Source organism: Falsiroseomonas sp., from assembly GCF_051859025.1.
GTDB lineage: Bacteria > Pseudomonadota > Alphaproteobacteria > Acetobacterales > Acetobacteraceae > Falsiroseomonas.
In genome coordinates, this window is the sequence record NZ_JBHYGL010000015.1 from 76,397 (window position 1) to 92,062 (window position 15,666).

Below are 15,666 nucleotides of genomic sequence, written 5' to 3' on the forward strand. Positions count from 1 at the left end.
GCAGGGAGGAATGCCATGGTGAAGACGACACGTCGTGCCTTGATGGCCATGCCCGCGCTGCTGGCGCTGCCCGCCCATGCGCAGACCTGGCCGACGCGCCCCATCCGCATCATCGTGCCCTTCCCGCCAGGCGGGCTGGTGGATGTGCTCGCACGGTCGATCGCGCAGCCGCTGTCGGCGCAGCTCGGGCAGCCGGTGGTGGTGGAGAATCGCGTCGGCGCGGGCGGGAACATCGGCGCGGATGTGGCGGCGAAATCGGCGCCGGATGGGCATGTGCTGCTCGCGACCTCGATGGGCCCGGTCGCGGTGAACCAGTTCATCTACCGCACCATGCCCTACGACACGCAGACGGCCTTCGCCCCCATCACCCTGCTGGCGAGCACGCCCAAGGTGATGTGCGTGACCAACGCGCGGCCCTGGCGCAGCGTCACGGATGTGGTGGCCGCCGCGAAGGCACAGCCCGGCGTGCTGACGGCGGGATCGGCGGGGGCGGGGTCCAGCCTCCATCTGGCGCTGGAACTGTTCAAGCGCGCGACGGGGACGGAGATCCAGCACGTGCCCTATCGCGGCGCGGGGCCGGCGCTGACCGACCTCGTCGCGGGGCAGATCGACATGGTGATCGACAATCTGCCGAACATCCTCGGCCAGATCACCGGCAACCAGGTGCGGCCGCTGGCGGTCGCGACTCCGCAGCGGCTGCCTCAGTTGCCGGGCGTTCCGACCATGGCGGAGGCGGGCATCGACTTCGTCTTCGGCACGGCCTTCGGGCTGGTGGCGCCAGCCGGCACGCCGGAGGCGATCATCGCGCGCGTGGCGGGGCTGGTGCGGGACGCGCTGCGGGAACCGATGATCGGGGGCAGGCTGGCGGAGCAGGGGGCGATCGTCGGCGGGGGTGGGCCGAGCGAATTCGCGGCGCTGATCGCGCGGGAGAAAACCGTGCTGGAACCGGTGATCAGGGCGGCGAATATCCGGGCGGAGTAGCGCCTACCCCCACCCCGACCCTCCCCCGCAAGCGCGGGGGAGGGAGTGATATCTCACAGGCTCTGCCAGACTTCCTGGGCGACCTCGACACACCGGGACAGCTTCGCCCACTGCTCCTCCACCGTCAGCGTGTTGCCCTCCTCCGTGGAAGCGAAACCGCATTGCGGGCTGATGGCGAGCTGATCCAGCGGCGCATACTTCGCGGCCTCATCCAGCCGGCGCTTCAGCAACTCCTTCGTCTCCAGATCGCCGCGCTTCGAGGTGACCAGGCCCAGCACCACCGTCTTGCCCTTCGGCAGGAAGCGCAGCGGCGCGAAGCTGCCGGACCGCTCGTCGTCATATTCCATGAAATAGGCATCGACATTGATGCCGTTGAACAGCACCTCCGCCACCGGGTCATAGCCGCCGGCCGCGATGTGCATCGACCGGAAATTGCCGCGGCAGAGATGCATGGACACCACCATGTCCTTCGGCCTGGCATCGATGGCACGGTTGATCAGCGTGGCATATTTGCCGAGCAGACCCTCCGTCTCCTCGCCCCGCGCCTTGAGGCCCGCGATCTGCTCGGGATCGCAGAGATAGGCGATGTTCACTTCATCGAGCTGGAGATAGCGGCAGCCCACGCCGGCGAAATCCGCGACCGCCGCGGCATAGGCATCGCCGAGATCGGCGAAGAAGCCGTCCATCTCCGGATAGGTGTGGCTGTCCACCGCGCGGCGACCGCCGCGGAAATGCAGCACGGAGGGCGACGGGATGGTGATCTTCGGCACCGCACCTTGGGCGTTCTGAGCGAGGAAGGCGAAATCCTGCACGAAGGGATGCGGCTTGTAGCTGATGCGGTCCGTGACCTTGAGGCCATAGGCCTTGGTCTGCCCGCCCTTGAACTGGATGCCCTGGTCGCTTTCGTACATGTCCACGCCACCGAGCTGGGCGAGGAAGTCGAAATGCCAGAAGGCGCGGCGGAACTCGCCATCGGTCACCGCCTTCAGGCCGATCGCCTTCTGCTGGGCGACGACATCGATGATGCAGCGATCCTCGATCGCGCGCAGCGCTTCCGCATTCATCGTCCCGGCGGCACGCGCCGCGCGGGCCTCGCGCAGTTCCATCGGGCGCAACAGGCTGCCGACATGGTCGGCACGGAAGGGGGGAACCTGGCCAGGCATGGCGTTTCCTTCGTTCAGGGGTGGAAAGGGTTCGGGGCGCGGCGGACGGACAGGCCGGCTGCACCCGATTGCATGCAATGCGTCGGGCCGGTGTTCACGCGACTTCATCCTTGAAGGCGATCAGGGCGGCCAGGCCCTCGGCCTCACCGGAATCGAGGATCAGGCGCAGATTGCGCCGGGCATTGTCGGCGTGTTCCCGCGCCAGTGCCTCCGCGCGCATCCCCTGCCCGGCTTCCAGCGCCTCCACCAGCAGATGGTGCTGCTGGTGGGCGAAGGTCAGCAGGCGGTGGCGCTGCGGCGCGCTGCGCGGGCTGGGCACCAGGGCGGAGGCGCTGGCGAAGGGCAGCGCCTCCACCGCCGCGATGGCGCGCGAGAGCGGCTCGTTGCCGGCGGCCTCCGCGATGGCGGCGTGCAGCGCGGTGTTCATGCTGCTGTAGGCGTCGAGCGCTTCCTCATCCAGCACGCCGCGCGCCAGCGCCGAATCGCCCTGGTCCAGCGCCTCATGCAGCCGCCGCGCCAGGCCGCGGGAGACGCCGTGTTCCGCGACCAGCCGCGCGGCCATGCCCTCCAGCTGCCCGCGCAGCGCCACCGCGTCATCGACCTCCCGCACCGTGAAGGCGCGCACCGCGAAGCCGCCGCCGGGGGCGGGCACGGCCAGCCCCTCGGATTGCAGGGCGGAGAGGGCGAGCCGGATGGGGGTGCGGGACATGCCGAGCGCCTCCGCCAGCGGAATCTCCGCCAGGCGGTCCCCGGCGCGGAGGCGGCCGGTGAAGATGCGGGCGCGCAGCTCGATCAACGCGCGCGCGGCCTGGCCGGTGAGGGACATGCGGTTCGATCCTGGACGCCGCCGGATTACACCGACGCCATGCTGCATGCAATGGAGCCCCCGACGCATGCAATTCCGGCACGGCGCGGCACGGGCTAGGCTTGGCGCAGGACGCCCAGGAGCCCGCCATGACCTTCACCGCACCCCCCCGCCGCCGCGGCGTGCTTGCCCGCCCGGATTGCCGCATCGCCTATGAGGTGACGGGAACCGGCCCCGCTTTGGTCTTCGCCCATGGGCTGGGCGGCGGGCTGATGTCCTGGTGGCAGCAGATGGCGCATTTCGCGCCGCGCTACACCTGCGTGGCCTTCAGCCATCGCGGCTTCTTCCCCTCCTCCGCGCCCGAAGGCGGGCCGGACCCCAAGGATTACGCGGGGGACCTGGCGGCGTTGGTGGATGAACTCGGCCTGGGCGACATCCGGCTGGTCTGCCAGTCCATGGGCGGCTGGACCGGTGTTGAGTACGCGATCGCGCGGCCTGGCCGGGTGAAGGCGCTGGTGCTGGCGGCCACCACCGGGTCGCTCGATGCCCGGCGGGTGGATGAGGCGACGCGCGCCAGGCTGGAGGCCTGGAACGCGCAGCACGCGGAAACGCGGACGGCGCTGACCGCGCGGAACATCCTGGCCGCCGGCGGCGCGGCCATGGCGGAACAGAAGCCGGCGCTGCACCATTTGTATGCCCAGATCGATGCGCTGAGCACGGGGCTGGACAAGGAAGCCGTGCGCAAGCGGCTCTATGACCAGCGCAGCCGCCACCCCGCGGACCTGGCCGCCGCGGGCTGCCCGGTGCTGTTCCTGCCGGGCGGGGATGATGTGGTGCTGCCGCCCTTCGCCGGCGCGGCGATGGCGCCGTTGATCCCGGGCGCGCGGGTGGCGAACATCCCCGTGGCCGGCCATTCCGCCTATTTCGAACACGCGGCCGCCTTCAACGCGCTGGTGGACGCCTTCCTGGCGGAGGTGGGCTGACCGCGGCGGTCACGCGGCGTCGCGGCCCAGCAGCGCCAGCCCCTCCGCCACCGAGACGAATTCGCCGCCGGTGACAAGCTTCTCCGCCCCGAAGCGCGTGGCGAAGAGGTTCCGCACCGCCGGCACCAGGGATGTGCCGCCGGTCAGGAAGACGCGGTCCACCGCATCGGGCGCGACCTTCGCATCCACCAGCGCGGCATCCACGGCGGCGGCGATGCGGGTGAGTTCGGGGGTGATCCAGCCCTCGAAATCCGCGCGCCTGATGGGGGCGGCGATGTCGAGGTCATCGTGGCTGAAGCGTAGCACCACCTCCTCCGACGCCGAGAGCGCGGCCTTGGCGGCGGAGACGGCGCGGTAGAGCGCGTAGCCGGCCTCGTCCTTCACCAGGCGGACCAGATTCTCCAGCTGTTCGGGATGCTCGGCGGTGCGCATCACTTCCGCGATGTCGCGCATGGTCTTGGGCGCGCGCATCAGGGACAGCAGGTGCCAGCGGGCGAAGCTGCTGAACCAGGCCGGCGGGATCGGCAGCGGCTTGCCCATGACGCGATAGGTGCCGCCCTTGCCGAGCAAAGGGGAGATCACATTGTCGATGATGCGATAGTCGAAGGCATCGCCGGCCACGCCGACGCCGGAATGGCCGAGTGCCGTGACGCGCGCGGGCGGGCCGGGATCGAAGCGCAGCAGGGAGAAGTCGCTGGTGCCGCCGCCGAAATCCGCGACCAGCACGGTGGCGGGATGGTCGAGGCCGGCGGCGAAGCGCTGCCCGGCCGCGGCCGGTTCCAGCGCCACCTGCACATCCGGCAGCCCCGCCGCGGCGAAGGCGGCGCGCAGCCGCGCTTCGCCCAGCGCATCATCCGCGCTGTCCCCCACGAAGCGCACGGGCCGGCCGACGACGATGCGCGCACCGGCGAGGTCCGCCGCGAAGGGTTCCAGCAGGTCCCGCAGGAACAGGGCGATGATGCCTTCCAGCCCATAGGCGCGGCCGAAGATGCGCGTTTCCTGGAAGCTGCGCTGCGCCAGGTAGCTCTTCATCGACATGATGAGGCGGCTATCGAGCGGGTCTTCCAGATAGGCCTCGATCCCGCGCGGCCCGGCGGCATGGCGCGTGACGCCGGCCCCATCCGCCCAGAAGCAGAGCACGGAGCGGAAGACATCGTCCGTGGCATGGCGCAGCACGCTGGCACTGCCATCCGCCCGAAGCGAGGTCACGACGCTGTTGGTCGTGCCGAAGTCGATACCGATGACGGGTTGCATGCTGCGCCGCGAAAAGGGGATGGCGCGGGTTGAACAGCCTGGGCGCCGCGGTGGCAAGGGCGGCGCGGTCAGTCCCGCTTCGGGAAGATCGATTCGTCTTCCAGGATGATGCGGGCGGTGGCGGTGTAATGCGCGGTCAGCAGCGCCACCGCCCCATCCGCATCACGGGCCAGCACCGCATCCTGGATGGCGCGGTGCTCGGCTTCCACGTCGCGCGTCGGGAAGGCGCGGATGGCGGCGAGCTTGCGGTAGCGCTGGTGGCGGTCGGTCAGCTGGTCGCAGAAGCCGATGAGCCAGCGTGATCCGCAATTCCCGACAAGGGTGCGGTGGAAGTCGCGGTGCCGGGCTTCCCAGTTCGGGTCATCCGGCCCGCGGGGGGTGCGGGACAGGCGATGGCCGGCCAGCAGCACCGCTTCCTCCCAGGCCGGGGTCGCGGCCGCCATCGACTCGCGCAAGCCGCGTTCCTCCAGCCAGCAGCGCGTGCGCGTCAGTTCCATCAATTCGTCCACGCTGATGCCGGGGACGGTGAAGCCGCGCTGGTCCTCCGCCGCCACCAGCCCATCGGCGGCCAGGCGGTTCAGCGCTTCCCGCAGCGGCGTCTGGCCGATCTCGTAGCTCTCCATCATCGCCTTGATGGCCAGGCGCCGCCCGGGCAGCAGACGCCCGCCGAGGATATCGGCGCGGATGCGTTCATAGACGCTGGTGGCGTGGGTCACGCCGCGCGCGACGCTCACCGCAGGCGTTCCGGCAGGGCTGGCATATCTTCGGCTCCGATCTGGTGAAATATATACATTGGGGTTTACAGCCGAGGCAATATCCATCATCTGGTCATCAACCAAGCGTGGACCGGCGCCTGCAAGGCGACGGCGGATGGAGCGGCCGATGAGTGGATTCCCGGTGACGGCGCTGCGCAGCGTGGATCTGCAGGTGCCCGACCTCGCGACGGCGGAGCGCTTCTACACGACCATTTGGGGCCTGAAGGTTGCGGCGCGGAGCGGCGGCTCCGTCTGGCTGCATGCGACGGGCGATGACCATCACGTGCTGGCGCTGCATCCCGGGGCCCAGGCGGCGATCCGGTCCGTCACCTTCCGCGCGGGCGATGGGGGCGCGCTGCACCAGGTGCTGGGCATGGCGCTGGGCCAGGGGGCTTCGGTGCTGGCCGCCCCGGCCGCGCTGGAGGAGCCTGGCGGCGGCCTGGCCTGCACGTTGCGTGATCCCGCCGGTTCCGTCTTCCGGATCGTCGCCGGCGATGAACGCCGCGCGCCCGATGCGCCGTCCCGCGACGCGCCGGACCGCCTGGCGCATGTGAACCTCAACTGCCGGGACGTGGACGCCACCGCGCGCTTCTTCGAAGCGGGGCTCGGCTTCAGGCTGGCCGATCGGTCCAAGCTGATGGCCTTCGAACGCTGCAACAGCGACCACCACGCGGTGGTGCTGGCGGAGGCGCCGGCCGATGGGCTGAACCACGTGGCCTTCAACATGCCGGGCTGGGAATGCGTCATGCGCGGATCGGGCCGCATGATCGACGCGGGATTCCCGCTGGCCTGGGGCGTCGGCCGGCACGGGCCGGGCGACAATGTCTTCGCCTACTTCATCGATCCCTTCGGCATCGTCATCGAATACACGGCAGAGGTGGAGCAGGTGGGGGACGACCATGTCGCCCGCGGCCCCAGCCACTGGACCTGGCCGCCCGGTCGCACGGACCAATGGGGCATCGCGCTGCCCAAGCCGGAGGCGACGAAGAAGGCGCAGCTCGCCATCCGCTTCGCATGAGCGTGGCCGTGCATCACGACGTCGTCGTCATCGGCTTCGGCCCCTCCGGCGCCGTCGCCACCGCGCTGCTGGGCCAGCAGGGGTTCAGCACGCTGGCGATCGACCGTGCGACGGCGGTCTATGACAAGCCCCGCGCCATCGCGATCGATCATGAGATCATGCGGATGCTGGACAATCTCGGCATCGCCGATGCCGTGCTGCCGCATACCGCGCCCTTCCCGGCTTCCGAGCATTTCGGCGCGGCGGGCCAGTTGATCCGTCGCATCGACATGGTGCCCGCACCCTATCCCATGGGCTTCACGCCCACGATGGTCTTCACCCAGCCGCCGGTGGAGGCGCTGCTGCGCGCCCATGCCGCTGCCATGCCGGGTGTCTCGGTGGAACTCGGCACGGAGCTTGTCGGCATCAGCCAGGATGCGAACCGCGTCACGCTGCGACTGCGCGGCGCGGAGGGCGAGCGGACCGCCACGGCGGATACCGTTATCGCCTGCGATGGCGCTTCCTCCTTCACCCGCAACGCCCTTGGCATCGGCTTCGAGGATCTGGTCTTCGACGAGCCCTGGCTGGTGGTGGATCTTCTCGTCGAGGAGAGCGGACTCGCGAAGCTGCCGGTGAATGCCGCGCAGTTCTGCGACCCCGCCCGCCCCATCACCTACATCGTGGGGCCCGGCAACCATCGCCGCTTCGAGATCATGCTGAACCCGGGCGAGGACCCGAGGGCGATGCAGGAGCCCGATGCGGTCTGGGCGCTGCTGGCGCGCTGGCTGGCGCCGGGCGATGCGACGCTGTGGCGCGCATCCAGCTACCGCTTCCACGCGCTGGTCGCGGCGCAGTGGCGGCAGGGGCGCGTGTTCCTGGCCGGTGATGCCGCGCACCAGCAGCCGCCCTTCATCGGCCAGGGCATGTGCCAGGGGCTGCGGGATGTCTCGAACCTGGTGTGGAAGCTGGCCGCGGTGCGGGATGGCGCCTCGCCCGTGCTGCTCGACAGCTACGCTGCCGAACGCGCGCAGCATGTCCGCACCCTGACCGCGCGCATCAAGAACATCGGCCGCCAGATCTGCGAACGCGATCCGGCGGCGGCGGCGGCGCGCGATGCGGGGCTGATCGCGCAGGGCGGCGGGAAGCCCCCCGTGCTGACGCGGCAGGAGATCGTGCCGCCGCTGGAATCGGGCTTCCTGGCGGAGCCCGCGCATCCCGCGCAGGGCACGCTCTTCCCGCAGCCCTTCGTTCGGCACAACGGCGCCTGGGTGCTGATGGACCGCGTGCTCGGCCATGGCTGGCGCGTGATCGCCATGGATGAGTTGCCCGGCGCCGCGCGGATCAAGGCATCCGGCGCCGAAGGCCCGGGGCTGGAGGAGCGGGACGGCATCGTCGGCGCCTGGTTCGCGCGCCATGGCGTGCGCGCCGCCATCATCCGCCCGGACCACTACGTGCATGGCGTCGCCGTCGATGCGGCCGCGCTGGATCATCTGCGTGCGGCGCTGTCGGCCGTTCTGCATCCCGTGAAGGAAATCGCATGAAGCTCGCCACCTTCCGCCATCAGGGCCGCACCAGCTGGGGCGTTGTCGGCGATGGCGTCATCCATGATGTGGGTGCCGTCCTGGTGCAGTTGCCGGATTTGAAGTCCGCCATCGCCGCTGGCGCGCTGGATGCCGCGCGCGATGCCGCCGCCGCCGCGCCCACCATCGCGCTGGACGCGATCGAATGGCTGCCCGTCATCCCCAACCCCGACAAGATTCTGTGCATCGGGCTGAACTATGAGGAGCACCGGAAGGAGACGGGGCGCAGCGTCGTCGGCAACCCCACCATCTTCACGCGCTTCGCCAACAGCCAGGTCGGGCACCTCGCGCCGCTGGTGCGGCCGAAGGTGTCCTCGGATTTCGACTATGAGGGCGAGTTGGCCGTCATCATCGGCACCTCCTGCCGCCATGTCGCCAAGGGCGATGCCTTCGCGCAGGTCGCCGGCTATGCCTGCTACAATGATGGCAGCGTGCGCGACTGGCAGCGCCACACCCACCAGTTCACGCCGGGGAAAAACTTCGTCGGCACCGGCCCCTTCGGCCCCTGGATGGTGACGCCGGACGAAGTCGGCGAGATCGGCCCGCAGCGCCTGCAGACCCGCGTGAACGGCCAGGTGGTCCAGGACGCGAAGCTGGAAGAGATGCTGTTCGATATCCCGACGCAGATCGCCTACTGCTCCACCTTCACGCGGCTCGAGCCCGGCGATGTCATCGCCACCGGCACGCCGGGCGGCGTCGGCGCCAAGCGCACGCCCCCGCTCTGGATCAAGCCCGGCGATGTCGTCGATGTGGAGATCGAGGGCGTTGGCCTGCTGACCAACACCGTTGCCGACGAAAGCTGAACCCACCACCGCGAACAGGGAGGAATTTCCAATGACGCGAAACCGCGCCCCGATCACCCGCCGCGCCATGCTGGCGGCCATGGCCACGCTGCCTGCCCTGCCCGCGCTGGCGCAATCCGAATGGCCGCGCCGGCCGATGCGCATCATCGTGCCCCAGCCCCCGGGCGGGAACCTCGACATCCTGGTCCGCGCCATCGCGGAGGGGCTGCGCCAGGAACTCGGCCAGCCCGTGGTGGTGGAGAACCGGCCCGGCGGCAACAGCGTCATCGGCCTCGAGGCCTGCGCCCAGGCGGCACCGGACGGCACCACCTTCTGCGCCGTGAACATCGAGGTGATGACCACGATGCCGCATGCAGAGCCGGAGCTTTTCGCCCGCTTCGCCTCCCTGCTGCCGGTCACGCAGATGGCCTCCGCGCCTTCCGTCCTCGTCTCCTCCCCCGGGGTGCCGGCGGGCACGCTGAAGGATGCCGTCGCGTGGATGCGCGGGCGGCGGGACGTGAACTACGGCTCCTCCGGCGTCGGCTCCGCGCAGCAGCTTCTGTATGAATGGCTGAAGGCGAAGGAGGGCATCCAGATGGAGCATGTCCCCTTCCGCGGCATCGGCGACGCGATCCGGGAGACGGTCGCGGACCGCGTGCAGTTCAGCTACTCCGCCCTCGCGCTTGCCATGCCGCAGATCCGCGCGGGGCGTCTGCGGCCGCTGGCGATGCTGGGCGGCACGCGCCACCCGGAGCTGCCGGATACGCCTTCCATGCGCGAACTCGGCTACGACTACCCCTATGGCGGCGCCTGGTGGGGGCTGTCCGCCCCCGCCAACCTTCCCCCCGCGATCCAGGAGGCGATGTCCCGCGCGGTGCGCAACGTCGTCACCAATGAGGAATTCCGCACCCGGGTCCTGGCGCCGAATTTCTTCAACGGCATCGGCAACACCCCCGCCGAATTCGCGGAGATCATCACCCGCGAACGCGCCGCGGGGGTGGAGCTGGTGCGGCTGTCGGGCATCGGCCCGGCGCGCTGAAGGCGGCGGCGGGTGGGGGGGGGAAGGGCGCCCCTCCCCGCGACTCGGGGTTTGCGAACAGATCGCGAACATGCTATCAACCCCGCGAATCCCCAGGACAGAACCCCATGGCAGCCCGCAAAGCCCGCGCGCCGCGCCCGATCGACGCGGCCCTTCAACGCCTCCTCGCCCTCGCCGGCCGCGGCGTGGCCCCGGCCCGCATGGCGCGGGAGGTCGACATGATCATCGCGGAATGGCGGCTGCTGGCGGAGGCGGATGAGAAGTTCGACCTGGCGGCCTCGCTGGAAACACTGCGCGAACAGCTTGATGCCGGCGTCGGCGCGGCGGAGGAGCAGGTGGCGGATGTGGATGCCAGCGAACCGGCGGCGGTGAAACAGGCCAATGCCATGCTCTCCGCCCTGGTCGCGACCCGGGACGCGGCGCTGGCGGCCTGATGCTGGCCCTCAGTCGCCGGGCGCGCGCTCCGCGCGCTTGGCTCGCCGCATAAGCGGCGGGCGCCGTTCGGCGCCTCGGACCGCGTCGCAGTCCGCCTGGGACCGCCCCCGCCGGCCCCTCACAACCCCCGCCCGGAAGCAAGACCGTGCAATCCGAGGCACTTCCGGTGTAGAGTTGCGTCCTGGGTTCAGGACAAGACGTTGATGCCGCGCACCGCCACACCTCCGGCCGTGGGCGACCGGATCGCCGCCGCCGGCCGCCGCTTCGCCTCCCCCGCCGTCAAGGCCCTCATCCGGCGACGGCTGGCGGAATTGCTCGGCCTGGCGCTGGTCGTCACCGGGCTGGTGACGGGCCTGGCGCTTGGCACCTATGACCCGGCCGACCCCTCCTTCTCCACCGCCACCAGCCGGCCCGTGGGCAATCTGCTCGGCGCGCCGGGCGCGCATGTCGCGGATATCCTGCTGCAGGGCTTCGGCTATGCGGCCTTCCTGCCGGTGGCCTGCATGATGACCTGGGCCTGGCGCCTCGCGGTCCATAAGGGCCTGTCCCCCTTCGCGCTGCGCTTGGCCTGCCTGCTGGGCGCGCTGCCCCTGCTGGCCGCGACGCTGACGCTGCTGCCCCTGCCGGATGCCGCCCCCGTGCAAGCCGGGCCGGGCGGCGCGGCGGGGCCGGTGGTGGCGGATGCGGTGCTGGGCCTGCTGCGGGACCTGCTGGGCCCGGTGGGCGCCGGCATCGCCCATCTGGTGCTGGCGGGGCTGACGGCGGTGCTGGGCTTCGTAGCGCTGGCGCTGACGCTGGGCGAATGGCGCCGCGCGGGATCGGCGGCGGGCAACGTGGCCGCCACCGCCGCGGCCGGCGCCGGCCATGCCACCATGGGCGCCGCCCGCACCGCCGCTGCGGGCGCCCGCAAGGTCGGCGAACAGGTGCCGCCGGGCCTCGTCGCCCGCACCCTCGCCTGGCCCTTCCGCGCCATCGGCGGCGCGATCCGCCGGCGCCGGGAACGCGAGACGCCCCTGGCGGAAATGCTGCGCAACGCGGACCAGGCGGCCGAGCAGGGCGTCGCCCCCGGCACCACCATCCGCCGGCGCGAACCGGTGCTGGACATCGGCGCGCGCGCATCCGGCTTTGAAGCGCCACCCGCGCCGGAGGCGCATCTGCTTCGCGCGCCGGAGGCCCATGCGCCGCCCGCCCCCGTGCCGCCCGCCATCGATCCGCCGCGCCCGAAGGCGGTGGTGCCGAAGGTGGCGGAACGCGCGCCCGCGCCGAAGCCCGCGCCCAATGCCCGCCAGGGCAGCCTCGATCTGCCCGACGGCACCTGGCGCTTCCCGCCGCTGTCCCTGCTGACAGCGCCGCCGACCCGCCGCGCCACGGGCCCGTCCGAGGAAGCGCTGCAGGGCAATGCGCGGATGCTGGAGACGGTGCTGGAGGATTACGGCGTCCGCGGCCAGATCAACCAGATCCGCCCCGGCCCGGTGGTCACGCTGTATGAACTGGAACCCGCGCCGGGCACCAAATCGGCCCGCGTCATCGGCCTGGCGGACGACATCGCGCGGTCCATGTCCGTCACCGCCGTGCGCATCGCGACGGTGCCCGGCCGCAACGTCATCGGCATCGAGATGCCGAATGCGAAGCGGGAGACGGTGCTGCTGTCCGAATTGCTGGGCGCGGAGGATTGGGCGCGCAACCCGGGCCGGCTGAACCTGGCGCTGGGCAAGGATATCGGCGGCGCGCCGGTGATCGCGGACCTGGCCCGCATGCCCCATCTGCTGATCGCGGGCACCACCGGTTCGGGCAAGTCCGTCGCCGTCAACACCATGATCCTGTCGCTGCTCTACCGGCACAGCCCGGATGAGTGCCGCTTCATCATGATCGACCCGAAGATGCTGGAATTGTCGGTCTATGACCGCATCCCGCATCTGCTGGCCCCCGTCGTCACCGAACCGCTCAAGGCGATCGGCGCGCTGAAATGGACGGTGCGGGAGATGGAGCGCCGCTACCGCGCCATGTCGCAGCTCGGCGTCCGCAACATCGCCGGCTACAACGAGAAGGCCGTGGCGGCGCGGGCGCGGGGCGAGGTGCTGACGCGCCGCGTGCAGGTCGGCTTCGACCCGGAGACGAACAAGCCGCTCTTCGAGGACCAGCCTTTGGCCCTCGAAGCCCTGCCGATGATCGTCGTCATCATCGACGAAGTGGCCGATCTGATGATGGTCGCGGGCAAGGACATCGAGGCCGCGGTGCAGCGCCTGGCGCAGATGGCGCGTGCCGCGGGCATCCATGTGATCATGGCGACGCAGCGGCCTTCGGTGGATGTCATCACCGGCACCATCAAGGCGAACTTCCCGACGCGCATCAGCTTCCAGGTCACGTCGAAGATCGACAGCCGGACGATCCTGGGCGAGATGGGCGCGGAGCAGCTGCTGGGCCAGGGCGACATGCTGCACATGGCCGGCGGCGGGCGCATCAGCCGCGTGCACGGCCCCTTCGTCTCCGACCAGGAGGTGGAGGATGTGGTGGCCTTCCTGCGCGACCAGGGGGAGCCGCACTACATCGAGGAAGTGACCGAGGTCGAGGAGGATGGCGACGCCGATGGCCCGCCGGGGATGCTCGGTGGGAACACCGATGCCGAGGGCTCGCTGTATGACCAGGCGGTCGCGCTGGTGACGCGGGAAGGCAAGGCCAGCACCAGCTTCGTCCAGCGTCACCTCAACATCGGCTACAACCGCGCCGCGAAGCTGATCGAGCAGATGGAGAAGCAGGGCGTGGTGGGTGCCGCCAACCATGTCGGCAAGCGGGAAGTGCTGGCGCCGGGGCCCAGGGATTAGCGGGCCGCGGGACTAGCCCCTTCCCGGATCGGCGCGCGCGGCCATCTCAGCCGCGCCATGACGCCCCGTCGCGCCCTTCCGTTCCTCCTCCTCGCCCTGCCCCTTCCCGCGGCGGCGGAGGAGGCGGAGGAGGCGGCCTGGCAGGCGTTGCGGGAGGGCGGCATCGTCCTGTTCCGCCACGCCATCGCCCCCGGCGGCGGGGACCCGCCCGGCTTCCGCCTGGGTGATTGCGCGACGCAGCGCAACCTGGACGACACCGGCCGCGCGCAGGCGCGGCGGATCGGCGATGCGCTGCGCGGGGCATGCATCGGCGTGGGGGCGGTGCTGGCCTCCGAATGGTGCCGCACCACGGAGACGGCCGAACTCGCCTTCCCCGGCCGCGTCCAGGCAGCGCCCGCCTTCAACTCCTTCTTCGCGGACCGCAGCAACGCCGCCGCGCAGACCGCCATGGCGCGGGCCGTCCTGCTCGGCTGGCCGGGGCCCGGCGCGCTGTTCGTCAGCACGCACCAGGTCAACATCACCGCCCTGACCGGCATCGTGCTGGCCTCGGGCGAAGGGGTGGTGCTGCGGCGGCAGGACGGGGCGCTGGTGGTGGCCGGCCGGATCCGGCCCTGATCGCTTCACATCGCCGCGACCAGTCGGCGAAGACGGGCGCCACCCCCGGGCGATTGAACTTTCGGTAATCTTTCCGACCGTAGCAGGGCGGGCATGACACAGACCCATGACCGCCGCTGGGCGGATCTTGACGACACCGCCCTGGCTGCCGTGGCAGGCGGCACGGGGGCTACCACAGGGGCCAGCGGCGCCCCGGCGACCGACACGGATGAGGAGCCGCAGGTGGGCGCCAGCCTGTCCGGCCCGGTCGTATCCTCCGGCCGCGTCGCCACCGGCGACCAGGTCTCCGGCAGCATCGTCGTCAACGGGGTCACGCTGCAGGCCGGCGCGGGCTGGGGCGCGGCGGCGGGCTACCAGGTGACGGCGACCGGCGCCGGCGCCGGGGCGGGCGCCGGCGCCGGCGCCTTCGCCAGCGGCAGCGTGACCGAGGGCAACGTCACCACCACCGTCACGCTGGCCGCCGCCGCGGGCGCGCAGGTCTCGACGGAGGCCAGCGCCAACGGCATCGCCTCCGGCGGCGTGGCCGGTATCGGGGGCACGGTGTCGGTGCAGGTCGCGACCGCCCACAATCTGGGCCATGGCACCACGGCCACGACCTCCACCACCACCGAGGTCGGCGTCCGGGCGGTGGCCGAGGCGGGGGTGGCGATCGGGTCGCGCGGGGTGCAGACCAGCGCGGATGTCTCGGTGGGCGCCTATGCATCCGTGACGACGGCGGCATCGATCGGCGGGCAGCAGGGCTCCGGCACCGTCTCTGCCGGCTATGTCGATCCGGGCTCGGCGGGCGTCGGCGCGCAGGGGACGGCCGGCTACCAGAACGGCCAGGTGACGCTGGGCGTCAGCGGCGAAGTCGCGCTCGGCGTCGGCGGCGTCAACCTCGGAATCAGTGGGACGGTGGATGCACATGCCATGGCCGCGGCGGCGGCGGAGGCGACAGCCATGGCGCAGGCACGGGGCCTGATCGCCGCGCAGGCCGCGATCGTCGAGGCGCATGCGGGCGTCGTGGCGGCGAGCGCCGGCGTGGAGCAGGCGCGCGCCGTGGCATCGGCGGCGGCCAGGCAGGTGGAGCACCTCGAGGACCGGCTGGAAGCGATGCCCCGGGCCGCAAACCCCTTCAGCCGCGCCATGAGCGGCGGGCTGCGGACGGAGCTCGAGCGCGCCGAGGTCGTGGCCGAACGGGCGCAGGCCGCCCTTGTGGCGGCGCAGGCCGAGTTCGAGGCCAAGGGGACGACGTTGCGCAACGCGCAGGCCACGCATCAGGCCATGACGCGCGGCGTAACCGAGGCGGTGGTGCAGGCCGTGGACCGGATCATCACCGATGAGCGCATGGCCGCCGCGGCGGCGGAAACCCAGCGCATCGCCGCGGCGGCAGCCGCGGAAGCCGAACGCGCGGCCGCGGCGGCGGCGGCGGAGAGCCAGCGCATCGCCGCGGCGGCGGCCGCGGAAGCCGAACGC

Annotated in this window: 14 protein-coding genes; 10 read left to right on the forward strand and 4 right to left on the reverse strand. The window is 71.3% G+C overall.

Features of this window, described 5'->3' with window-relative positions:
* Positions 1 to 15: 15 nt before the first annotated feature.
* Entirely contained in the window at positions 16 to 981 is a 966-nt protein-coding gene (locus ACTIE5_RS15910) for a Bug family tripartite tricarboxylate transporter substrate binding protein (protein WP_439550680.1), read from the forward strand.
* 53 nt (positions 982 to 1,034) lie between these two features.
* Here the strand turns inward: ACTIE5_RS15910 and ACTIE5_RS15915 are convergent, their stop codons facing one another.
* On the reverse strand, positions 1,035 to 2,144 hold the full coding sequence (locus tag ACTIE5_RS15915; RefSeq protein ID WP_439550681.1) for a 5-methyltetrahydropteroyltriglutamate--homocysteine S-methyltransferase: 1,110 nt from the start codon (positions 2,142 to 2,144) through the stop codon (positions 1,035 to 1,037).
* Between the two features lie 94 nt (positions 2,145 to 2,238).
* Positions 2,239 to 2,970, reverse strand: coding sequence for a GntR family transcriptional regulator (locus ACTIE5_RS15920; RefSeq protein WP_439550682.1), 732 nt, complete (start codon positions 2,968 to 2,970; stop codon positions 2,239 to 2,241).
* 128 nt (positions 2,971 to 3,098) lie between these two features.
* Between ACTIE5_RS15920 and ACTIE5_RS15925 the strand changes: the two genes are divergently transcribed.
* Complete coding sequence (locus ACTIE5_RS15925; RefSeq protein ID WP_439550683.1) at positions 3,099 to 3,932, forward strand: alpha/beta fold hydrolase; 834 nt, start codon at positions 3,099 to 3,101, stop codon at positions 3,930 to 3,932.
* Between the two features lie 9 nt (positions 3,933 to 3,941).
* Here ACTIE5_RS15925 and ACTIE5_RS15930 read toward each other — a convergent pair whose 3' ends face one another.
* Positions 3,942 to 5,186, reverse strand: coding sequence for an Hsp70 family protein (locus tag ACTIE5_RS15930; RefSeq protein WP_439550684.1), 1,245 nt, complete (start codon positions 5,184 to 5,186; stop codon positions 3,942 to 3,944).
* 68 nt (positions 5,187 to 5,254) lie between these two features.
* On the reverse strand, positions 5,255 to 5,920 hold the full coding sequence (locus tag ACTIE5_RS15935) for a GntR family transcriptional regulator (protein WP_439550685.1): 666 nt from the start codon (positions 5,918 to 5,920) through the stop codon (positions 5,255 to 5,257).
* Positions 5,921 to 6,068: 148 nt separating this feature from the next.
* Between ACTIE5_RS15935 and ACTIE5_RS15940 the strand changes: the two genes are divergently transcribed.
* The 8 genes from ACTIE5_RS15940 to ACTIE5_RS15975 all read left to right on the forward strand — a co-directional run.
* On the forward strand, positions 6,069 to 6,959 hold the full coding sequence (locus ACTIE5_RS15940) for a VOC family protein (RefSeq protein WP_439550686.1): 891 nt from the start codon (positions 6,069 to 6,071) through the stop codon (positions 6,957 to 6,959).
* Between the two features lie 8 nt (positions 6,960 to 6,967).
* Positions 6,968 to 8,479, forward strand: a complete 1,512-nt coding sequence (locus tag ACTIE5_RS15945; protein WP_439550687.1) for a bifunctional 3-(3-hydroxy-phenyl)propionate/3-hydroxycinnamic acid hydroxylase — start codon at positions 6,968 to 6,970, stop codon at positions 8,477 to 8,479.
* On the forward strand, positions 8,476 to 9,321 hold the full coding sequence (locus ACTIE5_RS15950) for a fumarylacetoacetate hydrolase family protein (RefSeq protein ID WP_439550688.1): 846 nt from the start codon (positions 8,476 to 8,478) through the stop codon (positions 9,319 to 9,321). Before ACTIE5_RS15945 ends, ACTIE5_RS15950 begins: the two co-directional genes overlap by 4 nt.
* Before the next feature lie 31 nt (positions 9,322 to 9,352).
* Positions 9,353 to 10,339, forward strand: coding sequence for a Bug family tripartite tricarboxylate transporter substrate binding protein (locus ACTIE5_RS15955; RefSeq protein WP_439550689.1), 987 nt, complete (start codon positions 9,353 to 9,355; stop codon positions 10,337 to 10,339).
* Between the two features lie 107 nt (positions 10,340 to 10,446).
* Positions 10,447 to 10,773, forward strand: coding sequence for a hypothetical protein (locus ACTIE5_RS15960; protein WP_439550690.1), 327 nt, complete (start codon positions 10,447 to 10,449; stop codon positions 10,771 to 10,773).
* A 204-nt stretch (positions 10,774 to 10,977) separates the two neighbouring features.
* Positions 10,978 to 13,596, forward strand: a complete 2,619-nt coding sequence (locus ACTIE5_RS15965; RefSeq protein WP_439550691.1) for a DNA translocase FtsK — start codon at positions 10,978 to 10,980, stop codon at positions 13,594 to 13,596.
* A gap of 57 nt (positions 13,597 to 13,653) precedes the next feature.
* Positions 13,654 to 14,211, forward strand: coding sequence for a histidine phosphatase family protein (locus ACTIE5_RS15970; RefSeq protein ID WP_439550692.1), 558 nt, complete (start codon positions 13,654 to 13,656; stop codon positions 14,209 to 14,211).
* 93 nt (positions 14,212 to 14,304) lie between these two features.
* The coding region (locus tag ACTIE5_RS15975) for a hypothetical protein (RefSeq protein ID WP_439550693.1) at positions 14,305 to 15,666 on the forward strand (1,362 nt) is incomplete at its 3' end.

What these genes read in the sequence shown, in the direction of transcription:
- ACTIE5_RS15925 (WP_439550683.1), top strand. Translation starts at nt 3,099, where the DNA reads ATGACCTTCACCGCACCCCCCCGCCGCCGCGGCGTGCTTGCCCGCCCG.
- ACTIE5_RS15960 (WP_439550690.1), top strand. Translation starts at nt 10,447, where the DNA reads ATGGCAGCCCGCAAAGCCCGCGCGCCGCGCCCGATCGACGCGGCCCTT.
- ACTIE5_RS15915 (WP_439550681.1), bottom strand. Translation starts at nt 2,144, where the DNA reads ATGCCTGGCCAGGTTCCCCCCTTCCGTGCCGACCATGTCGGCAGCCTG.
- ACTIE5_RS15910 (WP_439550680.1), top strand. Translation starts at nt 16, where the DNA reads ATGGTGAAGACGACACGTCGTGCCTTGATGGCCATGCCCGCGCTGCTG.
- ACTIE5_RS15970 (WP_439550692.1), top strand. Translation starts at nt 13,654, where the DNA reads ATGACGCCCCGTCGCGCCCTTCCGTTCCTCCTCCTCGCCCTGCCCCTT.
- ACTIE5_RS15930 (WP_439550684.1), bottom strand. Translation starts at nt 5,186, where the DNA reads ATGCAACCCGTCATCGGTATCGACTTCGGCACGACCAACAGCGTCGTG.
- ACTIE5_RS15965 (WP_439550691.1), top strand. Translation starts at nt 10,978, where the DNA reads ATGCCGCGCACCGCCACACCTCCGGCCGTGGGCGACCGGATCGCCGCC.
- ACTIE5_RS15955 (WP_439550689.1), top strand. Translation starts at nt 9,353, where the DNA reads ATGACGCGAAACCGCGCCCCGATCACCCGCCGCGCCATGCTGGCGGCC.
- ACTIE5_RS15920 (WP_439550682.1), bottom strand. Translation starts at nt 2,970, where the DNA reads ATGTCCCTCACCGGCCAGGCCGCGCGCGCGTTGATCGAGCTGCGCGCC.
- ACTIE5_RS15940 (WP_439550686.1), top strand. Translation starts at nt 6,069, where the DNA reads ATGAGTGGATTCCCGGTGACGGCGCTGCGCAGCGTGGATCTGCAGGTG.
- ACTIE5_RS15950 (WP_439550688.1), top strand. Translation starts at nt 8,476, where the DNA reads ATGAAGCTCGCCACCTTCCGCCATCAGGGCCGCACCAGCTGGGGCGTT.